Source organism: Polaribacter sp. SA4-12 (assembly GCF_002163675.1).
Taxonomy (GTDB): Bacteria; Bacteroidota; Bacteroidia; order Flavobacteriales; family Flavobacteriaceae; genus Polaribacter.
Map to the genome: position 1 here is coordinate 1,566,622 of NZ_CP019334.1, position 19,318 is coordinate 1,585,939.

10 protein-coding genes are annotated in these 19,318 nt (G+C 31.4%); all 10 read right to left on the reverse strand.

All coding sequences use genetic code 11. From position 1 onward, the window contains the following. Window positions 1–14: 14 nt before the first annotated feature. Window positions 15–1,763, reverse strand: a complete 1,749-nt coding sequence (locus BTO07_RS06690; protein ID WP_087520498.1) for a glycoside hydrolase family 3 protein — start codon at window positions 1,761–1,763, stop codon at window positions 15–17. A gap of 3 nt (window positions 1,764–1,766) precedes the next feature. After that, complete coding sequence (locus BTO07_RS06695) at window positions 1,767–3,227, reverse strand: sulfatase (RefSeq protein ID WP_087520499.1); 1,461 nt, start codon at window positions 3,225–3,227, stop codon at window positions 1,767–1,769. A gap of 68 nt (window positions 3,228–3,295) precedes the next feature. Beyond that, the gene (locus BTO07_RS06700; RefSeq protein ID WP_087520500.1) at window positions 3,296–5,707 is read right to left on the reverse strand and encodes a GH36-type glycosyl hydrolase domain-containing protein; all 2,412 of its coding nucleotides are present in this window, start codon (window positions 5,705–5,707) and stop codon (window positions 3,296–3,298) included. 146 nt (window positions 5,708–5,853) lie between these two features. Next, window positions 5,854–7,281: an MFS transporter gene (locus BTO07_RS06705; RefSeq protein WP_087520501.1), complete on the reverse strand. Its 1,428-nt coding sequence runs from the start codon at window positions 7,279–7,281 to the stop codon at window positions 5,854–5,856. A gap of 2 nt (window positions 7,282–7,283) precedes the next feature. Then, the gene (locus BTO07_RS06710; protein ID WP_087520502.1) at window positions 7,284–8,696 is read right to left on the reverse strand and encodes a GH1 family beta-glucosidase; all 1,413 of its coding nucleotides are present in this window, start codon (window positions 8,694–8,696) and stop codon (window positions 7,284–7,286) included. Between the two features lie 2 nt (window positions 8,697–8,698). Continuing rightward, complete coding sequence (locus BTO07_RS06715; RefSeq protein WP_087520503.1) at window positions 8,699–10,297, reverse strand: MFS transporter; 1,599 nt, start codon at window positions 10,295–10,297, stop codon at window positions 8,699–8,701. Window positions 10,298–10,511: 214 nt separating this feature from the next. Then, complete coding sequence (locus BTO07_RS06720) at window positions 10,512–12,164, reverse strand: sulfatase family protein (RefSeq protein ID WP_087520504.1); 1,653 nt, start codon at window positions 12,162–12,164, stop codon at window positions 10,512–10,514. Window position 12,165: 1 nt separating this feature from the next. Then, on the reverse strand, window positions 12,166–14,526 hold the full coding sequence (locus BTO07_RS06725) for a glycoside hydrolase family 3 N-terminal domain-containing protein (RefSeq protein ID WP_087520505.1): 2,361 nt from the start codon (window positions 14,524–14,526) through the stop codon (window positions 12,166–12,168). A 69-nt stretch (window positions 14,527–14,595) separates the two neighbouring features. Next, complete coding sequence (locus tag BTO07_RS06730) at window positions 14,596–16,110, reverse strand: RagB/SusD family nutrient uptake outer membrane protein (RefSeq protein ID WP_087520506.1); 1,515 nt, start codon at window positions 16,108–16,110, stop codon at window positions 14,596–14,598. 11 nt (window positions 16,111–16,121) lie between these two features. Further along, on the reverse strand, window positions 16,122–19,259 hold the full coding sequence (locus BTO07_RS06735) for a SusC/RagA family TonB-linked outer membrane protein (RefSeq protein ID WP_087520507.1): 3,138 nt from the start codon (window positions 19,257–19,259) through the stop codon (window positions 16,122–16,124). Between the last annotated feature and the right edge of the window lie 59 nt (window positions 19,260–19,318).

Sequence of the window (19,318 nt, forward strand, 5' to 3'; positions counted from 1 at the left end):
TATTTATATAAATATTACTTTAATATATCGTGCTCTAATTTCACTGGAGATGTCCCTATAAAAGGTATATTTCCAGTCAAAGCATCTACAACTGCTTTTTGAGAAAATCGATCTATACTATATGCATTAATTCCAATAAAAGCATTCTCGAAATAGAAATTGACGTAATATGGATTGCTATAAGAAACTGCAATAATTTTGTCTTGAGGCAACATTCCCATTGTCCAAACACCTAATGCTTCTTTATCTTTTAAAAGTGAAGCTCCTAAAGGACTAAAATATCGATTTTCGAAAGCAACTAAAACTTTATCGTATTTATCAAAAAACTTCAACTTTTCTCCCCAATCTAAAAAATTGGGGTTGTGTAAAATAGTATCTATTTCAAAACCTTTTTCTTGCAATAATTTTTGAGTTAAGCGCAACTCATTTGTTCTATTTTCGTGACTAATATTTACAATTGCAATTCTTTTATTTTGTGATGATTTTAGTGGAATTTTAGTTTTATCTGTAAGCAAGGTCACAGCATTATTTGCAATTTCTTGTGCATATTTCTGAATAACTTTTGTTTCTTTTTCCGAAATTGGATAAAAAATAGTTTCCTTCTTTTTTAGCAGATTATATTGCTCACGAACTCCCCAAATTCTTTCCACTGCATCATCTAATCTAGACATTGGAATATCACCTCTTTTGATTCTTACTTCTAAAGAATCCATAAATTTTAAAGTTGGCCACAATACCATATCAACTCCTGCTTTAAAAGCAGCTAAAGAAGTTTCAATTTCATTTTCATAATAACCAGCTGCTCCTCCCATATTTAAAGCATCAGACATAATTACTCCGTTAAATTTCATTTTTTTCTTCAACAAACCAACCATCAATTCTTCGGATAAAGAAGCTGGTAAGAAAACACCTTTTCTCTTTTCTTTTTGATAGGCAGGAAAACGAATATGACCGACCATAATTGCTGGTGTTCCGTTATTTATCATTTTTTGATACATTGTACCAAAGGTTTTATTCCATTCAGAAATTGATAAGTTATTTGCAGAAGTTATTAAATGCTGATTTTTAATGGTTGCTCCATCTCCAGGGAAATGTTTAATTGTTGAAACTACGCCTTGAGCGTTCATACCTTCAATTTGCGCTTTTAAAAGCGGATAAGCTCTTGTAGCATCATCAGAAATTGCACGTTCAATAACCAAACTTTGCAACGGATTCATATTCAAATCCACTAAAGGATGTAACAACCAATTTACACCTAAAGCATTCGATTCTTTTGCAATTGCATTCCCAAATTTATACGCTAAATCTGTGTTATTTGCAGCGCCAACTGCCATTTCTGAAGGCATATTTGTAAATTCACTATAAATACTTCCAACTCCTCTTTCAAAATCTTCAGTAACAATCATTGGGTATTTAGATGCGTTTTCATAATCTAAAATCGCATTTTTAATAGTCGGAATTACTTGATCTCTTGGAGGCGTAAAAAGATAATCCCAATAGGGAACAAAAATTCCGCCAATAGGATATTCATCCATCATTTTTTCAATAGAGCCAAACTCAGCAACTTGCGCTTTGTGAAACGCACGTACAATCATAGTTTGCCCTATTTTTTCTCTAATTGATAAACTTTTCCAAGTAGTATCTTTAGGAGTAAAATTATAAGAAATTGCTTCTGGTAATTTGTGTTCTTTGGATTTATTATAACTAATAATAGTAACGAAAAACGTTACTATTATTAATGAGATGAATATGTTCGTTTTCATATTTTATTTAACTTCTTGAGTTTTAAAAAATGCAATTGCTTGTGCTTTTAAATCTTCTTTTACAGTTTTATAAGCCTCTTCTTTTACCAAATTTTTTGTTTCTTTTGGATCTTTTTCATAATCGTATAATTCTTCAGCATCTACTAAAGAAGCGTCAAAAGGTTGATTTGATCTAAAGTTATCTTTCATCCAAATTGTGTAACGATGTGTTTTATTTCTGAAAGTATACCCCATTTTATCATCTTCTCTTGGAAACTGACTTACCGCAAAATCTTTTACTTTCTCAACTTTTCCTTCTAATAACGGAACTAAACTTATACCATCTAAATTTTCTGGAGATTTTACCCCTGCTAATTCTAACAAGGTTGGATACACATCTACAAATTCAGTTGGAGAATTAGATTTCCCTATCTTATCTTTTCCTGCTGAAAAAATTAATGGAGATCTGGTAGATTGCTCGTAATTTGTGTGTTTGCAGTACATATTGTGGTCGCCTAAATGCCAACCATGATCTCCCCAAAGCACAATTACTGTGTTTTCTCTTAACCCTAATCTGTCTAATTCATCTATTACCAAACCTATTTGCGTATCAATAAAACTAACACTTGCATAATAACCTTGAATCAATTTCTTCTGTTTAGCTTCAGAAATTGGTACACTATAATCTTTTGTAAAATCTGCATAACCACCTCTTAACTCCCAACTTGGTTGCGTTGCATAATATGGAGCACCTTCTGGAGTTTTTTGAAATTCTGGCAACGTAATTGTTTCTATTGGGTACATATCCCAATATTTTTCAGGCACCACAAAAGGCAAATGCGGTTTATGAAAACCTGTTGCCAAAAAGAAAGATTTTTTCTCTTTTGAAAATTTTCTTAATAAATGGTTACTTCTAGTTGCTACCATTCCATCTACAGTTGCACTATCAGGAATATGTAAAACTTCGTAAGAAATGTGTGTAGTTTCATTTACATATTCTTTGTTTTTCCTTTTCAAATTCGCATATCTATGCGTCCAAGAAATAGAATCTTGCTGTCTATCTACAGATCTAAAATCGAAAATTTTTCCAACAGGAGCAGTTTGATATCCATTCTGTTTGAAATATTGTGGCATCGTAACAATATCAGGGTTTATGCTTCTGATATGTGTTTTTAAATCCCAAATTTTAGTATAATCAGGTCTTTTACCAGTCATGATACTTGCTCGAGAAGGTCCACAAACTGCTTGTTGACAATGATTATTTTCTAAAACAAAACCATTAGCAGCTAACTTATCAATATTCGGTGTTTTTACAACTGTATTTCCATAAGCACCCAATATTGGTTTTAGATCATCAACCGCAATAAATAATATATTTTTTGGTTGATTTTTTGCTCCTTCTTTTTTACCTGACTTATTATCACAAGAGATAATAAAAATTGTAAAAAGTGATAAAAACAACATTTTCAAAATCTGAGAATTCATAAAATCAAGATTATATTTAAATCCCACAAGGCTTTTAAATCTTGCAGGATTTATTTGTTTTAAAAAATTTACCCTAAAATAACTACTACTGAATGTTCCTTTCCATCATTAAAAACAGGAGCAATATTTCCTTCTATTTTTTGACCATCAACAATCATAGAAACAACACCTTTAGAAACATTGTTCGGGTTTGTAACAGTGATGTTATATGTTGCGTTTCTAAACTTACGAACCGCAGAAAAACCATCCCAAGCTTTAGGAATACAAGGATCAATTGTTAATCCTTTATGATCTGGACGAACTCCCATTATGTGTTTTGTAGCTGCTTGATATGTCCAAGAAGAAGTTCCTGATAACCAAGAGTTTCTTGCCATTCCGAATTGTGGATGTTCATCACCTAAAATATTTTGTGGGTAGCAATATGGATCACATTCAAAAGTATCTATAATATCATTTTTAGATGCAGGATTTATTTGATTATAGTATTGAAAAGCTCTGTCTCCATTACCCATCATCGTTTCTGCAATCATCACCCAAGGATTAGAATGTAAAAAGATTCCACCATTTTCTTTTGCTCCTGGAGGATATGTTGTTACACCACCTTTGGTTTCATCGTATCCATTATAACCTGGATAAGATAATTTAATTCCGAATTTAGTATTCAATTTATCTTCCACAGAATCTAACGCTTTTTCAGCTCTTTCAGGAGTTGCAAAACCCGCTAAGATTGTCCAAGATTGTGCATTTGTATAAATCTGTCCTTCGCTATTTTCTTTCGATCCAATAGCGTTTCCATTATCTTCATAATAACGTAAATACCAATCTCCATCCCAACAATTTGTATTTACCACTTCTTTCATATGAGCGTGGTCTTTTCTGTATGTATCCGCTAATTCTGTATTTCCTAAATGATCTAACAAAGCAGCCATTTCGTTTAATGCTTTTCCGTAAAGATTAGCATTAAAAATACTTTCAGAATCTCCAGGTAAGTTTACAGTATCATTCCAATCTGCAAAACCTAACATTGGTAAACCATGTTGACCACAATTGTTCTTTGTAAAATTTAAAGAACGTTTTAAGTGTTCTAAAACGGTTCCTTTTTTACGATCTTTTAATTTCACTTCTTTATCATAAAAAGTAATTTCTTCCTCTAAGAAATCATAATCTCCTGTTTCTTTAATATATTCTATTACCGTTTGTACAATCCATAAATGATCATCACCATAAAAGTCTTTTAAGTGAGATTCTTCACGAGAATCACCTTCGTTAGCTTCCATTGTTAAAGGGAAAAACTGGTGCATTGCAGAACCATCTTCTTTCTTAACAGATATTAATTTTTTGATTAATTCTTTTCCTTTTTCTGGCATTGCAGATAAAATTCCCAAAATATCTTGAGAACTATCTCTAAAACCAATTCCTCTTGCTCCCAAACCTAATTGATATAAAGATAAATAACGAGACCAGTTATATGTCGTATGACATTGACGTGGATTGTGAATATTCACCATTGAATTGAATGCTGAATCTGGCGTATTAAATGATGCTTTTGATAAATAATCATCCCAGAATTCTGACAATTCTTTGAAAGCTTTATCTACCTCAGCAACATCTTTATATTTTTCTGCGTTTTTCTCAATTTCATTTGGCGCTCCTTGTCCTAATTGCGTAATAACCGTTTTCGTTTCTCCGATTGAAACAGTTCCTAACTTGTGCAATAAAGCGGCAATATTATCTCCTCTGTTCGATTCGAAATTAGATAAACTTTCGTTTTGTAATTCCAATGGATTTTTCCAAGTTCCGTATTCGTTATCTCCTAAGAATAATTTTCTATCAGTTTGAAAAGAATCTACTGGATAATTAGATGTAAAGAAGTTGTTTTCAGTATCTTTTTTCATAAAAGCATACTGACGTAAAAGCAAAGTTCCATCTGTATTTTTATTGGCTCTCATTGTCATTGTTTGAGGACACCAATCTGCATTTGTGTATTGTTTTAAAGCATCGAAATGTGTAAATTCTATAACAGGAATTACATCTATTTCTAATTCTTTTCCACTTATATTTTTTACTTCAATCTTACGAATAACTCTATTTTCTTCATTTGGAACAAAAATGGTAACCTCTGTTCTAATTCCGTAAAATTCTGATATTATTTTTTGATAAGACAAACCAACGTGACATTCAAATAAATCGTAATCATCTAAAGTTGGTACAAAAAATGGAGAAAATATTTTATTTTTCCCATTTTCATCTTTAAACCTGATGTATAAAGTTTCTCCTTTAAAATCTGATCCTGGTAATTGTGGAATATATTTTGTAATTCTATTTAATGCAGGATCGCCTTTACAAATTAAAGAACCTCCTGTTTGATCTACTATACCTCCAAAAGATAATGTACCCACATAATTCGTCCATTTTACTGGCGTTTTCGGGTTTGTAATAATGTATTCTCTTTTGTTGTCATCAAAATATCCGTATTTCATTTTAATATATTTTTACGTTGATTATTGGTTTGATTCGTTTTAAAATCCTTTCTGTGTGCTAAAAAATAGACACGAATATCACGGATTTCACAAATCTTATAACTTTTTTAATTTTTATTTCACGAAGTAAACTTTGCTGTTTACTATTAAACCTTCCCTCTTCTTTCCTCTAATTGCACTCTAATTTCTGATGCTTTTTCAGCTGTAATTGGGAACTTCCTTAACAGTAAAATTGCAATTAATAAGGATACAATTGGTATCACTAAAAAGCCAATTCTCATAATATCATAAACACCTTCTGCTTGATTACCATTTAAATTAGCATCAAAACCAGTCATTTCAATTACAGGCCCAGAAATCATAAAACCAATTACAAAACTGAATTTTAGAACCCAAGAAAATATAGAAGCAAAACTACCTTCACGTCTTTCACCCGTTTTTAATTCGTCATAATCAACTACATCTACTTGCATAGAAGGTATCATTAGCCATAAACCGGCATAACCTGCTCCAATAAAAGCTGTATTCATTAACATTAACCATGGATTATCTGGTGTAAACGTCCACCAAGTTGTTGTAACTGCTACAACTACAATTATCATAGAAATCATTAAGACTTTTGGTTTTCCTATTTTTTCTGATAATTTTCTAAAAAGAGGTATAAATAGAAAGCTGAAACCTGTGTACACAAATGTTCCATAACCTGCAAATTTTGCACCTTCATTCCAATCGCCACCTAATACATAATAGGTTCCAACATATCGACCATAACTATCAAAAATTGAGGTTCCTAATAAGAAAAATAGTGTTAATAAACATAAAATTATAAAGGGTTTATTAGAAAATGTTTCTCGTAAACTATCTGTTAGTTTTACCTTTTTCTGATTCTGAATTAAATCTGTTTCATAGTAACGTTCTTTTACAAAAATGGCAGGTATAACTCCCATAACCAATATAATAACAGCAATTATAATACTGATGTAACGCATTCCATTAACCGGACTTGCAACACCATCAATAAAGAAAATTGGCAACATACTTAACCACCAAACCCAACCGTTAAAAAAACCGGCAACCGTTTGAAAGTACCCACGTATTTCTGCAACTCTTGTACGTTCATTATAATCTGGGGTCATTTCCATTAACATACTTTGGTAAGGCATTGCCCAAACTGTAAAACAGGTGTAGAATAAAATTCCGAAACCAATTACCCAAAACATTATTCCTTCTTGACTCATATCTGTTGGAAACCACCAAATAAGAGGATATGTTAAACCTGCTAAAATTGCACCCACTAAAATAAAAGGTCTTCTTCGTCCCCATTTAGAACGAAAATTATCAGAAATCCAACCCATTAATGGATCCATAACTCCATCCCAAAGACGTAACGACATTAAAATAATCGCCACATAAGTTGGAGGCATTTTTAACTCGAAGTTGAATACTTGATAAGCAATACTTACCATTACCCAAACTCCTAAAATATCTACTGGACCACCTGCAGCATAAGCTAGTTTCTTCGAAAAAGGAACTTTGTCTTCGTTACTAACAACTTGGTTTGTATTTTCTGCCATAATTAATTAATTTTTTGTTTGATTATATTATTTGATTCAACACTGTTCTTTTCGATAGCATCTTTGAACCAAAGTGCAGACTTTTTTGGAATTCTTTCTAAAGTTTCAAAATCAACATAATGCAAACCAAATCGTTTTTCGTATCCTGAGGCCCATTCAAAATTATCCATAAATGACCAAGCGAAATAACCTTTCAATTTAACACCATCCTCAATTGCTTCTTGGCAAGATTTTAAGTATCCTTGATAAAAATCGACCCTTTCTTGGTCATCAACCTTTCCATCAACTAATTTATCTGGATAGGCACAACCGTTTTCAGTGATGTAAATGTTTGGTTGATCATAACGATCGTCAATCCATTTTAGCAGTTTTTTACAACCCCATGGCACAACTGCCCAGTCCATTAACGTTACATCCCAACTTTTGTCTAAAGACAAGTTAACATCTTGGTCTTCTGAGATACCTCCATTTCCATTAACTGAAATTTCTTCTTGCTTAGTACCGTCTGAATGTGCGGCATACATTGTTGTATAATGGTTTAATCCGAAAAAATCTGAAGAACCTTTTATCATTTTTTTCTCATCTTCCGAAAACTTAGGAAGACGTTCCTTCAGTTTTTCTTTCATAACAGTTGGGTAATCACCTTTATAAACAGGGTCTGCAAACCAAGCTAAGAAAAACTCAAGAGCTCTTTGCGCTGCTTGTTTATCTTCTTCGCTATCAGTAAGAGGTTCACGCCAATCACAATTGTTAGAAATTCCGATTTGCCCTTCCTGATGCCCGTAATTTTCTCTGTAAACTGCAACTGCTTTTGCATGTGCGATAATTAAATGATGTGCGGCGAGATAAGGTTCTGAATTAGATGACCTTCCAGGAGCAAATACACCTTGGCCATACCCTAAAATAGAAACTACCCAAGGTTCATTTAATGTAATCCAATTTTTTACACGGTCTCCAAATCTATCAAAGCATAGATTTGCGTATTCCGAAAAATGATTCGTTATATTTTTATTTAACCAACCATCATCTTCTAACTGTAAAGCAAGTGGTAAATCCCAATGATAAAGTGTTACCCAAGGTTCTATACCGGCTTTAAGAAGTTCATCAATTAATTCAGAATAAAATTCAATTCCTTTTTCGTTAACATCTCCTTTTCCTGTGGGCATTACTCTGGCCCAGGCAATTGAAAATCGATATGCTTTTACGCCCATCTCTTTCATCAATTGAATGTCTTCTTTAAACTTGTGGTAATGATCACAAGCTATGTTACCCGTTTCTCCTTCTGCAATTTTCCCTGGAATAGTGCAAAATGAATCCCATATAGAAGGTCCTTTACCATCTATATCAGCAGCTCCTTCAATTTGGTAAGAAGAAGTAGCTGTACCCCAAATAAAATCTTCTGGAAATTTTTTCATAATTATATGATGTTGTTATTTTGTTCTAATTGTCTTCTTGAGTTTAACTCTTTTGTTATTTCAGAAGTTTTTGTTTGTGTTAATGGATACAATGTCATTAATGCTGCAGCCATTATTGTAATTATTGCAGGAATCCAACTCATTAACATTATTATTCCTGGAATTGCTCCTTCAATTGAAACAGCATCTTGACCATTATAATGATACATTCCTAAAACTAAACCTATAATTGCACCTGCAATTCCACCACCAAATTTTGTCGCGAAAGAACCTGCAGAATAAATGAGTCCTGTGGCTCTTCTTTTATTTTTATATTCTGAATAATCTGCTGCATCACCTAACATCACAAAAAATAATGTTGGAAAAATTGCTGCTGTAAATTCTGAGATAATTCCGATAGAAAATATGGCTGTTGTATTTTCTGGTGAACAAAAAAGAAATAAACTATTAATGGCTCCAGAAAATAATAAGGCACCAATAAATAGATTCTTTTTACCAAATTTTTTACTCAACGGAGCAGTAACCATTGCTCCGAAAATAGAAGCAATCATTAATCCTATTAAAAAAGAAGCAGCTAATAACTGGTCATTTAAATAATGTGTGAAATAGATAATTACAATTCCTTGTTTTATGGAATTATAAATATTGAATAACAAACCAACTATTAATAAAATTAACCAAGGTTTATTCGAAATTAAATCTTTAAAATCTTGTTTTAAATTGTGCTTTTGAGTTTTTGGAGGTTGTACTCTTTCTCTTGTTGTGAAAAAAGTAACTAAAAGTAACAATGCTAAAAATACAGACATTACATACATAGCATTGCTATAGCCTTTGTCTTGATTTATAATTGAAATACTTGAAGTTTTTAAATTTTCTTCTCCAGAAACATAAAAAGTGTATGTCTCATCAGCAATCATAGAAAAACTTTTTCCTTTGGATGGTTCTTCTTTTTTATCAATCATAGAAAAAGTTGCAATTCCGTTTTCTGTTTTGATATTTACGTTTTCGTAATTATCTTTGGATGAAACTTTTACTTTGTAAGAATCTTTTTCAATCTGTTGAATTTCTATGTTTGGATTAATGTTTCCAAAACTTGCCACTAAATATAATAAAGCTCCTTGCACTAACATTCCTCCAGCAAAAGCGCCAACCATTCTGTAAGAACCTAAACTTGCACGCTCTTTATCATCACCAGTCATAACAGCCATTAATGCTCCATAAGGAATGTTGTTGGCTGTATAAATTAGAGTGAATAAAATGTATGTTATATATGCATACACAATTTTTCCTGAATCATTAAAATCTGGACTTGTGAATAGTAAAGAAAGAATAGCTGCTAAAGGAATTGCAGTCCAAAGAATCCAAGGTCTGAACTTACCATACTTTGTATTGGTTCTATCACCAATAATTCCCATTAGAATATCAGAAATTCCATCACTAAAACGAGCGACTAAAAATAAGACACCAACAGTTATTGGACTCAATCCAAAAACATCCGTATAAAAAATAAATAAAAAAGTAGCGACACCTCTCCACGCAATATTTGCGGCTCCATCACCTAAGGCATATCCAATTTTTTCTCTTAATTTTAGTTTCTTCATTTAAATAAAATAGAAGACAGATAAATTCGAACTCTTTAAGAAAACGTATTATTAGTCTTGTAATTAGTGAAGTAAAAATAGAGTGAAAGCTAAAGAGAATGGTCTACTTAAAATCAGAAGAGGTATTTATATCGTCAAAATGAGAGCCAATTCGCTAACTTTTAGCTCATAGCTCTCATTTTGAAGAAAAGAGAATCAAAAAGGTTAAAAAACTTTATTTCTTTTTATTCGTAATAATATCTTGAACTGAAGGTTCTCCTTTTTTGCCTTCAACGATTGAACCAAAATCTGTATTGGTTATATTTCTGAAATCTTCTAAAGGTTTGTTATTTTGATATTTCTTCATTAAACCTTTAAGTTCTAGTTTCAATTTAGAAACTACATTCGTGTATTGAGGATCGTTTATACTATTATTTATTTGTTTTGGATCTTTCTTTAAATCATATAATTCCCAAACATCTATATTATGGTAAAAATGTGCTAATGTATATCGCTCTGTTCTAATACCATAATGAGGCTGAACGTGATGCCAATAAGGAAATTCATAATAATGATAATACATCGATTGTTGCCAATCATTTGGAGTGTTTCCAAATAAAATTGGTTGAAAGCTTTTTCCTTGCATTGACACTGATGTTTCTATGTTTGCCAAATCTAAAAGAGTAGGTGCAAAATCTATATTTGTAATAATATTTTCATTAATACTACCAGCTTTTACCTTTTTAGGATACTTAACTATAAATGGCATTCTAAGAGATTCTTCATAAATAAAACGTTTGTCAAAGAATCCGTGATCTCCTAAATAAAATCCTTGATCAGAAGTTAATACAATTACTGTATTTTCTGCCAAATCATTATCATCTAAATACTTTAAAACACGACCAATATTATCATCAACAGATTTAACACAAGCTAAATAATCTTTTATATATGTTTGATATCTCCATTTTTTGCCTTCTTCTACAGACAAATTCTTTGGCTGAACTATTTCGCCAGGTTTTGCTCCATAAAATTCCCATTTTAGTTTTTCCTTTCCTTTTAATTCTTTTGGAGTTTCCAATTTCATATCTCTTCGTGAAAAATAATCCATTGTCATTTCAGCATCACCTGCAGTTAATTCCCTCCCTTTATAATCATCATTAAAAGTAGCTGGATAAGGCATTTCTATATCATCCCAAAGTTTTTCATATTTTGTGTCAGGTTCCCAAGGTCTATGAGGCGCTTTGTATTGCAAAACCATTAAAAAAGGAGCTTTTTGATTACGATCTTTTTCTAACCAATTCATTGCAAAATCTGTACTTAGATTTGTAGAGTATCCTTTTTCTTTAACATCTTTTCCATTTTCATTAAAAACAGGATTCCAATACATACCTTGCTGACCTGCTGAGTTATGATACTTAAAAGTATCAAAACCCTGAGGTTCTGTACCTAAATGCCATTTACCAAATAAACTAGTTTGATATCCATTTTTTTGAAATTCTTGTGGGAAAGTCCATTTTGTTTGGTCAAACTTCCCTCCTCTTTCATTTTTGTAATACCCATTTAAATTACTATAATTACCTGTAAGAATTGCTGCTCTAGCAGGTCCACAAATAGCATTTGTAGTTAAAACATCTTGAAAAAGCATACCTTCATTTGCAAGCCTATCAATATTTGGCGTTGGAGCAATATCTTTATAAATACCTCCATAAGCACTAATTGCTTGTGTCGTTAAATCATCAGCCATAATGTAAATAACATTAGGTCTTTCTTTGATGGTTTTATTTTGAGAAATCTTATTTATTGTTTTATTTCCACAATAAGATAAAACGAATAAAGCCGTAACAATGGCGAAAGAAATAGGAATATATTTTTTTATTTTGATCATTTTAGTGCTCTAGTTTTATATCACCTTTAGAAATTAAAATAGTCTCTTTTAAGTTTTTTGAAGAAGATGAATTACCTGTCATAATTGTAAATTCTCCAGGTTCAATAACAAAATTGTAGTCTTTATCATACATTGCTAAACTACTTGCTGTTATGTTTAATGAAACTATTTTAGATTCACCTGGTTTTAGTGAAATCCTTTTATATGCTTTTAACTCTTTTACAGGTCTTGTAAATGAGCTTACATTATCTCTTATATATAATTGTACTATTTCATCTCCTGTAACTTTTCCAATATTTGTAACTTTTACTTTAGCAGTAATAACATCATTCTTATTGGTGAAAATTTCTTTTGATAAAATTGGTTTTTCAAAATGGAATTTTGTGTAACTCAAACCAAAACCAAATGGGTATAGAGGGGTTTTAAGTTCTGTATTATATTTATGGATAAAATTAGTTGGCTTATGATTATAAACCATTTGTAATTGACCTACAGATCTTGGAATTGTTAACGGTAATTTTCCTGAAGGATTCATATCTCCAAACAATATTTCTGCCGTTGCTTGTCCTGCAAAAGCTCCAGTTTCCCAAGTATTTAGAACTGCAATTGCTTTTTCTTCTAATAAAGGTTCTGCAATTGGACTTCCACTTACGTAAACTACAATAACAGGTTTGCCTGTTGCTAACATTTTTTTAGCTAAACTCATCTGGTTTCCAGATAATTTTAATGTAGCTCTATCTACATTTTCGCCTGTAGTTTTTCTTCTAGCATCGTGACGAAAAGAATTTTCACCTAAAACCAATACAATAATATCAGATTTTTTTGCTTTCTTTTCTGCTTCAAGAATTTTAGAATTTGTTATTTCTTTAGATCGATTTCCAGAATCGTAATACTTAATTTTGTAACCATATTTTTTTCCGAGGTCAGAAATTCCTTCTACCATCGTAATAATATTTTCTTCTGGTTGCGGTTTAACCCAATCTCCTAAAGTTGTATGGTTGTTTGCATTTGGACCTGTAATAAAAATAGTTTTTCCATTTCCATTTTGAGAAATTGGTAAAAAACTGGTGTTATTTTGTTGTAAAACAATTCCTTTTCTAGCTTGTTCTAAAGCCGTTTTTTGATGCGCTTTTTTAAAATTTATTTTTTTAGCCTTTTCTATATCCACAAAAGGTTTTTCAAATAACCCTAATTTAAACTTAGCTTCTAATATTTTGTAGCAAGCATCATTTACTCTTTGTTCTGAAACTTTACCTTCTTTAACCAATTCTAAAAGATGTTCATCAAAAAAAGGGCCATGCATGTTCATATCCATTCCTGCATTTACAGAAAATTCAATAGCTTGTTTAAAATCTTTTGCTACGTGATGCCAATTAGCAATTCTAGAAATATCGTTCCAATCACTTACATAAAAGCCATCAAAATTCCATCGATTTCGCAAAACATCAGTCATCATAAAAGAATCCATATGTCCAGGTAAACCAGCAACTTCATTATGAGCTGTCATAATTGAAAAAACATTCGCTTCTTTTACTGCACATTTATAAGGTGGTAAGAAAATTTCGAACAGTGTTCTTTTAGAAACATCTGTTGGTGCAGCGTTTAAACCATTAATAGAAGAACTACCAGCAATTAAATGTTTAGCACAAGCTATTACATTATCTTCTCCGTTAAAATCATCAGATTGTAAACCTTTTATAGTTGCAACTCCCATATTTCCAACCAAGAAAGGATCTTCTCCAAAAGTTTCTCCTGTTCTTCCCCATCTAGGGTCTCTTAATACATCAATATTTGGGGTAAAAGACCAATGCATTCCATTGGCTCTCATTTCTAACGCAGTTTGTCTACTACCTTCTTTTATTAAATCATCAGAAAATGTTGCTGCTTGTGAAATTGGAGAAGGGTAAATTGTAGCTCCTTTTACCAATCCATTTCCATGAATTGCATCAATACCTATTAATAATGGTATTTTTAAAGGAGATTCTAATGCTAATTCTTGTAAATAATTCGCTTCTTTAGCAGTAAGTACATGTAAAAATGAACCTATTTTACCTTGCGTAATTCTTTTTGCAATACTATCGCTATTCAAACCAGGATAATAACCTTGAGCGTCATTTTTATCTAACTCTTTTTTTGAAAGCTTCGTTTCTGCTTTTTTCATATGTTCTAAGCCTACATATTGACACATTTGATAGACTTTGTCTTCAATCGTCATTCTAGACATTAGGTCATTTATTCTTTCTTCAACTGTTTGTGTTTTCTCTAAATAAATTGCACTACTAAAATTACTTGTTTCTTTAGAAGAACAAGATGATAAGAGTATTGTAATTAAAATTACTTGCAAAAATATTTTATCTAACATCAATTAAAAAAAGGTATTTGAAAGAGAAGTCTAATTAATAATTAATTAGACTTCTCTGAATTATATGTTTTAGTAACCTACATTTTGATCCGTACCAGAAATTTTTTCGTTTCTATCAATTTCTACACTTGGAATAGGAAAAAGCATTACCTTATTGTTGTCTGGGTAAGTAATATCAAATGATTTATCATTTCTTGAATTATGAACATCTATATAATTCGTTTTAAAGAAATCATAACCTCTTCTATGACCAACAAAAAAGTCTTGCCCTTCTGCTAATAATTCATAATGATATTCTTTCATTATAGCAGCTCTAAAATCATCTTGACTTAAACCAGACCAATCTGCAGGTTCTGCACTTGCAGCTGTATTTCTTGCTCTTGTTAAAACTTCATTTACATAAGTATATGCATTTGCAGGGCCATTTAATTCATTTTCAATTTCTGCTAACATTAGCAATAAATCTGCATATCTATAGTGTACATAATTAAAATTACTAGCATCTGTTGTAGCCGTTTGATCTTTAATAAAGTATTTACTTACCCAAGGATAAGAATTATTAAAACTTGCTCTAGTTCTTGCTGGATATACTTTTACAGTTTGTCCATTTGGTTTTAAGTATTCTGACACGAAAGTAAAGTCGATTCTAGGGTCACCTGGATATCTTGCAATGTGAGCATCTACAACTTCAGGATTCACTCTAAAACGTTCCCAACCTCTACCAGGATATGCTGCATTTGGAGTAAATAATTTAGTTAATACAGATGAATTCTCTTCGTTAAATTGTATTTCAAAAATTGATTCTGTATTATTATTCGCAGTACCTTCTGATGCCCATAAATTACCATAGTTAGCAACTAAAGAATATTTACCATATACTTGAATTGCTTCATCATACGCTTTTTTCCAATTAGGACTTGCATTATCATTTCCTGCTAAAGTTAAATATGCTTTTGCTAATAACATACTTGCAGCATATTTACCTGGTCTACCACCTGTTTGCATACCTGCATCAAACATTAAACTCTTTGCTTTTTCTGCATCCGCTATGATAAGAGCATACACTTCTTCTACACTAGCTCTTTCTTTATTAAGTGTTGTAACAGTTGCTGGAGAAGAATATAAAGGAACACCTCCGTATAAACGAACTAAAGTAAAGTAATTATGAGCGCGTAAAAAATAAGAGATACCTAAGATGTTCTTTAACTCTTCATCGTCTGTATCACTAGGCACATTCGCAATCATATCATTTGCTCTCGCAATTGCTTGGTATGAACTTCTCCAAAGATTGGTTGTATAATTCATACTTGGCTCTGGTGTTAAACTCCCAATAGTGGCTTTATCTGACCCTTTTTTTGTTACAAACATCCCTGACATATATAACGTAGCGTGATGAAAATCAGCACTCAAGTTATTAAAATTAGCCATTGAGCTATAAATTCCATTCAATGCAGCACTAGCACCTTCAACAGAAGTATAAACATTTTCTTCAGCTAGGAATGGTGGATTTTCTTCTAAATCACATGACACATATAATAAAGAAGTGAATATGGTAAAAATTAATATTTTATATAAATTTTTCATAATTATAATTTTTAAAATTTGATATTAGCACCGATTACAAAACTTGACGTGTTTGGTGTTCCTACCCAATCTACACCAAGGATAGTTCCATCATACAGGAAACTTGTAAGTTCTGGGTCGTACCCACTATAATTAGTAATTGTCAATAAATTATTTCCTGATGCAAAAAGTTTAAATGAACTAAAGAAAGAACCTTCTGCCATATCAAAATCATAACCAAGTGTTACATTGTTTAATCTAAAAAAAGAACCATCTTCTATTAATCGATCACTTGGTACATTTGTAGCTGTTAAAGATCCAATTCTTGGATATTGTCCGGTTGTATTGGTTGGAGACCAAGCATCATTATAAGCTTCTGGTCTAATATTATTAGATCCTCCTTGTGCATTTGCTTCAACTAATAAATTTCCGTTTAAAATATCATTACCAACAACTCCATTAAATAATGCAGAAAGGGTAAAGTTTTTATATGTTAAATTGGTGTTGATACCGTATGTGAAATCTGGATTAGGATTTCCAATATTAGTTTTATCTAAATCATTAATGTTTCCATCACCATTAACATCAACAAAAATTACATCACCTGCTAAGTTTCCATTTCCATTAAAAGTTGGTCCAGAATCAGCAACTATTTGATCTTCATAAATTCCAGCAGTTTTATACCCCCAAAATAAGCCTACTTCTTGTCCTTGGATAAAAGCATTTGAAGCCGATTTAAAATTATTTCCTGTAGAAACAGCGCTTCCCTCGTAAAAAGGAGTGGTTATTAATTCTCCATCAATATATATATCACTTGTTGGTAAAGCCTGTAAATTTGTAATTTTAGATTGATTAAACGAAATATTACCTCCAATAGAAAAAGTAAAATCTTCCTTATTAACCACTAAACCATCAATTGTAAAATCAATCCCTTTATTTTCTAAACCACCTTGGTTTAATAAAAAGTTCTGAAAACCAGTAGATGTTGCTAATGATTTATTTATTAATAAATCTGTTGTTTCTTTTCTATATGCATCTATACTTGTAGTTATTCTATTATCAAATAAACTAAGATCTACACCAACGTTCGTTTGAGAAGTCGTTTCCCAAGTTAAATCTTTGTTAGCTATATTTAAAGCTGCTATTCCTAAAACTGTTGAGTTGCTAGGATCTGAATAAAAAACAGCATCATAATTATTAAATGTTTGATAAGGGCTAATTGCTTGGTTACCTACTTGCCCCCAAGAAGCTCTTACTTTTAAATTATTAATAACTTCATTATTTTTAAGAAATTTTTCGTTTGATGCTGTCCAAGCAAAAGATGCCGCTGGGAAGTACCCTATTTGATTTGTTCCTTGAAATTTAGATGACTTATCAGCTCTAAAAGATGCATTAAAAGCATACTTATTATTAATTGTATAAGTAGCTCTTCCTAAATAAGAAAAGATATTATCTTTAAACCTTAAAGCTGTAAAAGGAGTAATTACTAACTCTCCCAATTGGGGGCTTTTTTCTCTTAAATTACTGATAGGAAAATCTCCTAATTCATAAATACTATTATTAGAATCTGAACCATCATAAGTAATACCAACTGTAGCGTTTAACCTATGTTTGTTATCAAATCTTTTAGTATACATTAATAAGTTATCAAATGTATAAGATGTCTTTTCTAAATTAGCAAGTGCTAAGTATCCGTTTGTAAAAGAGCCTTTAGCAGTTTCTGCACCATACCAACGAGAACGACTTTTGTTCCTGTAATTAGTACCCGCTCTCATTTGATATTTTAAATTATCAGTTATTGAATACGTAAGGTTTACAGAAGCATTTATTCTTTTCTCATTAATTTTTTCTTCAACACCTTCAATAAATTTAAAAGGATTAGATAATTCTTGATCATCTTCAATTTCTCCATTTAAAAGTGGATTATAACTAATTAATTGTCTTGTAAAACTTCTTGAACCTCCAGAAATAGATGCTCCTTGATTCATATTACCTCTTCCTAAATACACACCAATTCTAGTTTTTAACTCTAACCTGTCATTTAATTGACTCGTATAATTGAACTGTAAATTAGAACTTGTTAAAAATGTATTTGGAATAATTCCATTTGTGTCATCAAAACTTGCAGACAAATAATAATTATTTTTTTCTGTAGCTCCACTAATGTTTAAACCAATGTTTGAAGAGAAAGTTGTTTTAAATATTTCATCTTGCCAATTTAATTGACGTAGTTCATCTCCAGTTTTGTCACCTAAAGCATCTGTAGAATATACACTATTTCCTTCTATTGCATATGCAATAGGGTTTCCATTAAGAACTGCGATATCATTTCTATAATTAGCAAAACCTACTCCATCTAAAACAGGTATTCTATTAGTTACTTCAGTAATTGTTGTTGAGAAAAAAGTGTTTATAACAGCTTTACCAAGTTTTCCTTTTTTAGTTGTTATTAAAACAACTCCATTAGCTCCCCTAGAACCATATATTGCAGTAGCAGATGCATCTTTTAAAACCACCATACTTTCAATATCTCTTGGGTTTATACCTGTTAATCCATTTTGAGTTGATTGTTTCTCATTAGAATCACTAGAACCATCTAAAACATCTTCACCCGCAGAATTAATAATTACACCATCTACAACATATAAAGGCTCATTATTACCTCTTAAACTATTTGCACCACGAATTCTAATACTTACAGGTGCTCCCGGAGAACCTGTGTTAGAACTTACCTGTAAACCAGAAGTTCTACCTTGTAATAAAGAAGCAACACTATTATACTGAGCAGCAACGGTTGCAGTTTCTTTTACTTCAGACAAAGCACCTGTTAAATCTTTTTTTGCAGAAGATCCATAACCAATGACAACAATTTCCTCTAATTGCTCACTATCGGCCTTTAGTTCAATTGTTATTGTCGTTTGATTTGTAATTCTAACTTCTTTAGTAGTATAACCAAGATAACTTACTAACAAACTGGCTGGTGTCTTAGGTATTTTTATCGTAAATTTACCATCAAAATCTGTAATTACACCTGTTGTACTACCTTTAATAATAATTGAAGCTCCAGGAAGCGGATACTTACTATCATCAATGACTTTCCCTTTTAATGTTGTTTGAGCCAATAAAGACAGTGGCAAAAAAAACAAAAGAGTATAAAATATTTTTCTCATAATTTGGATTGATTTATATGATGCTAATTTATCTATACCTTACGATTTCCGATTTTAAT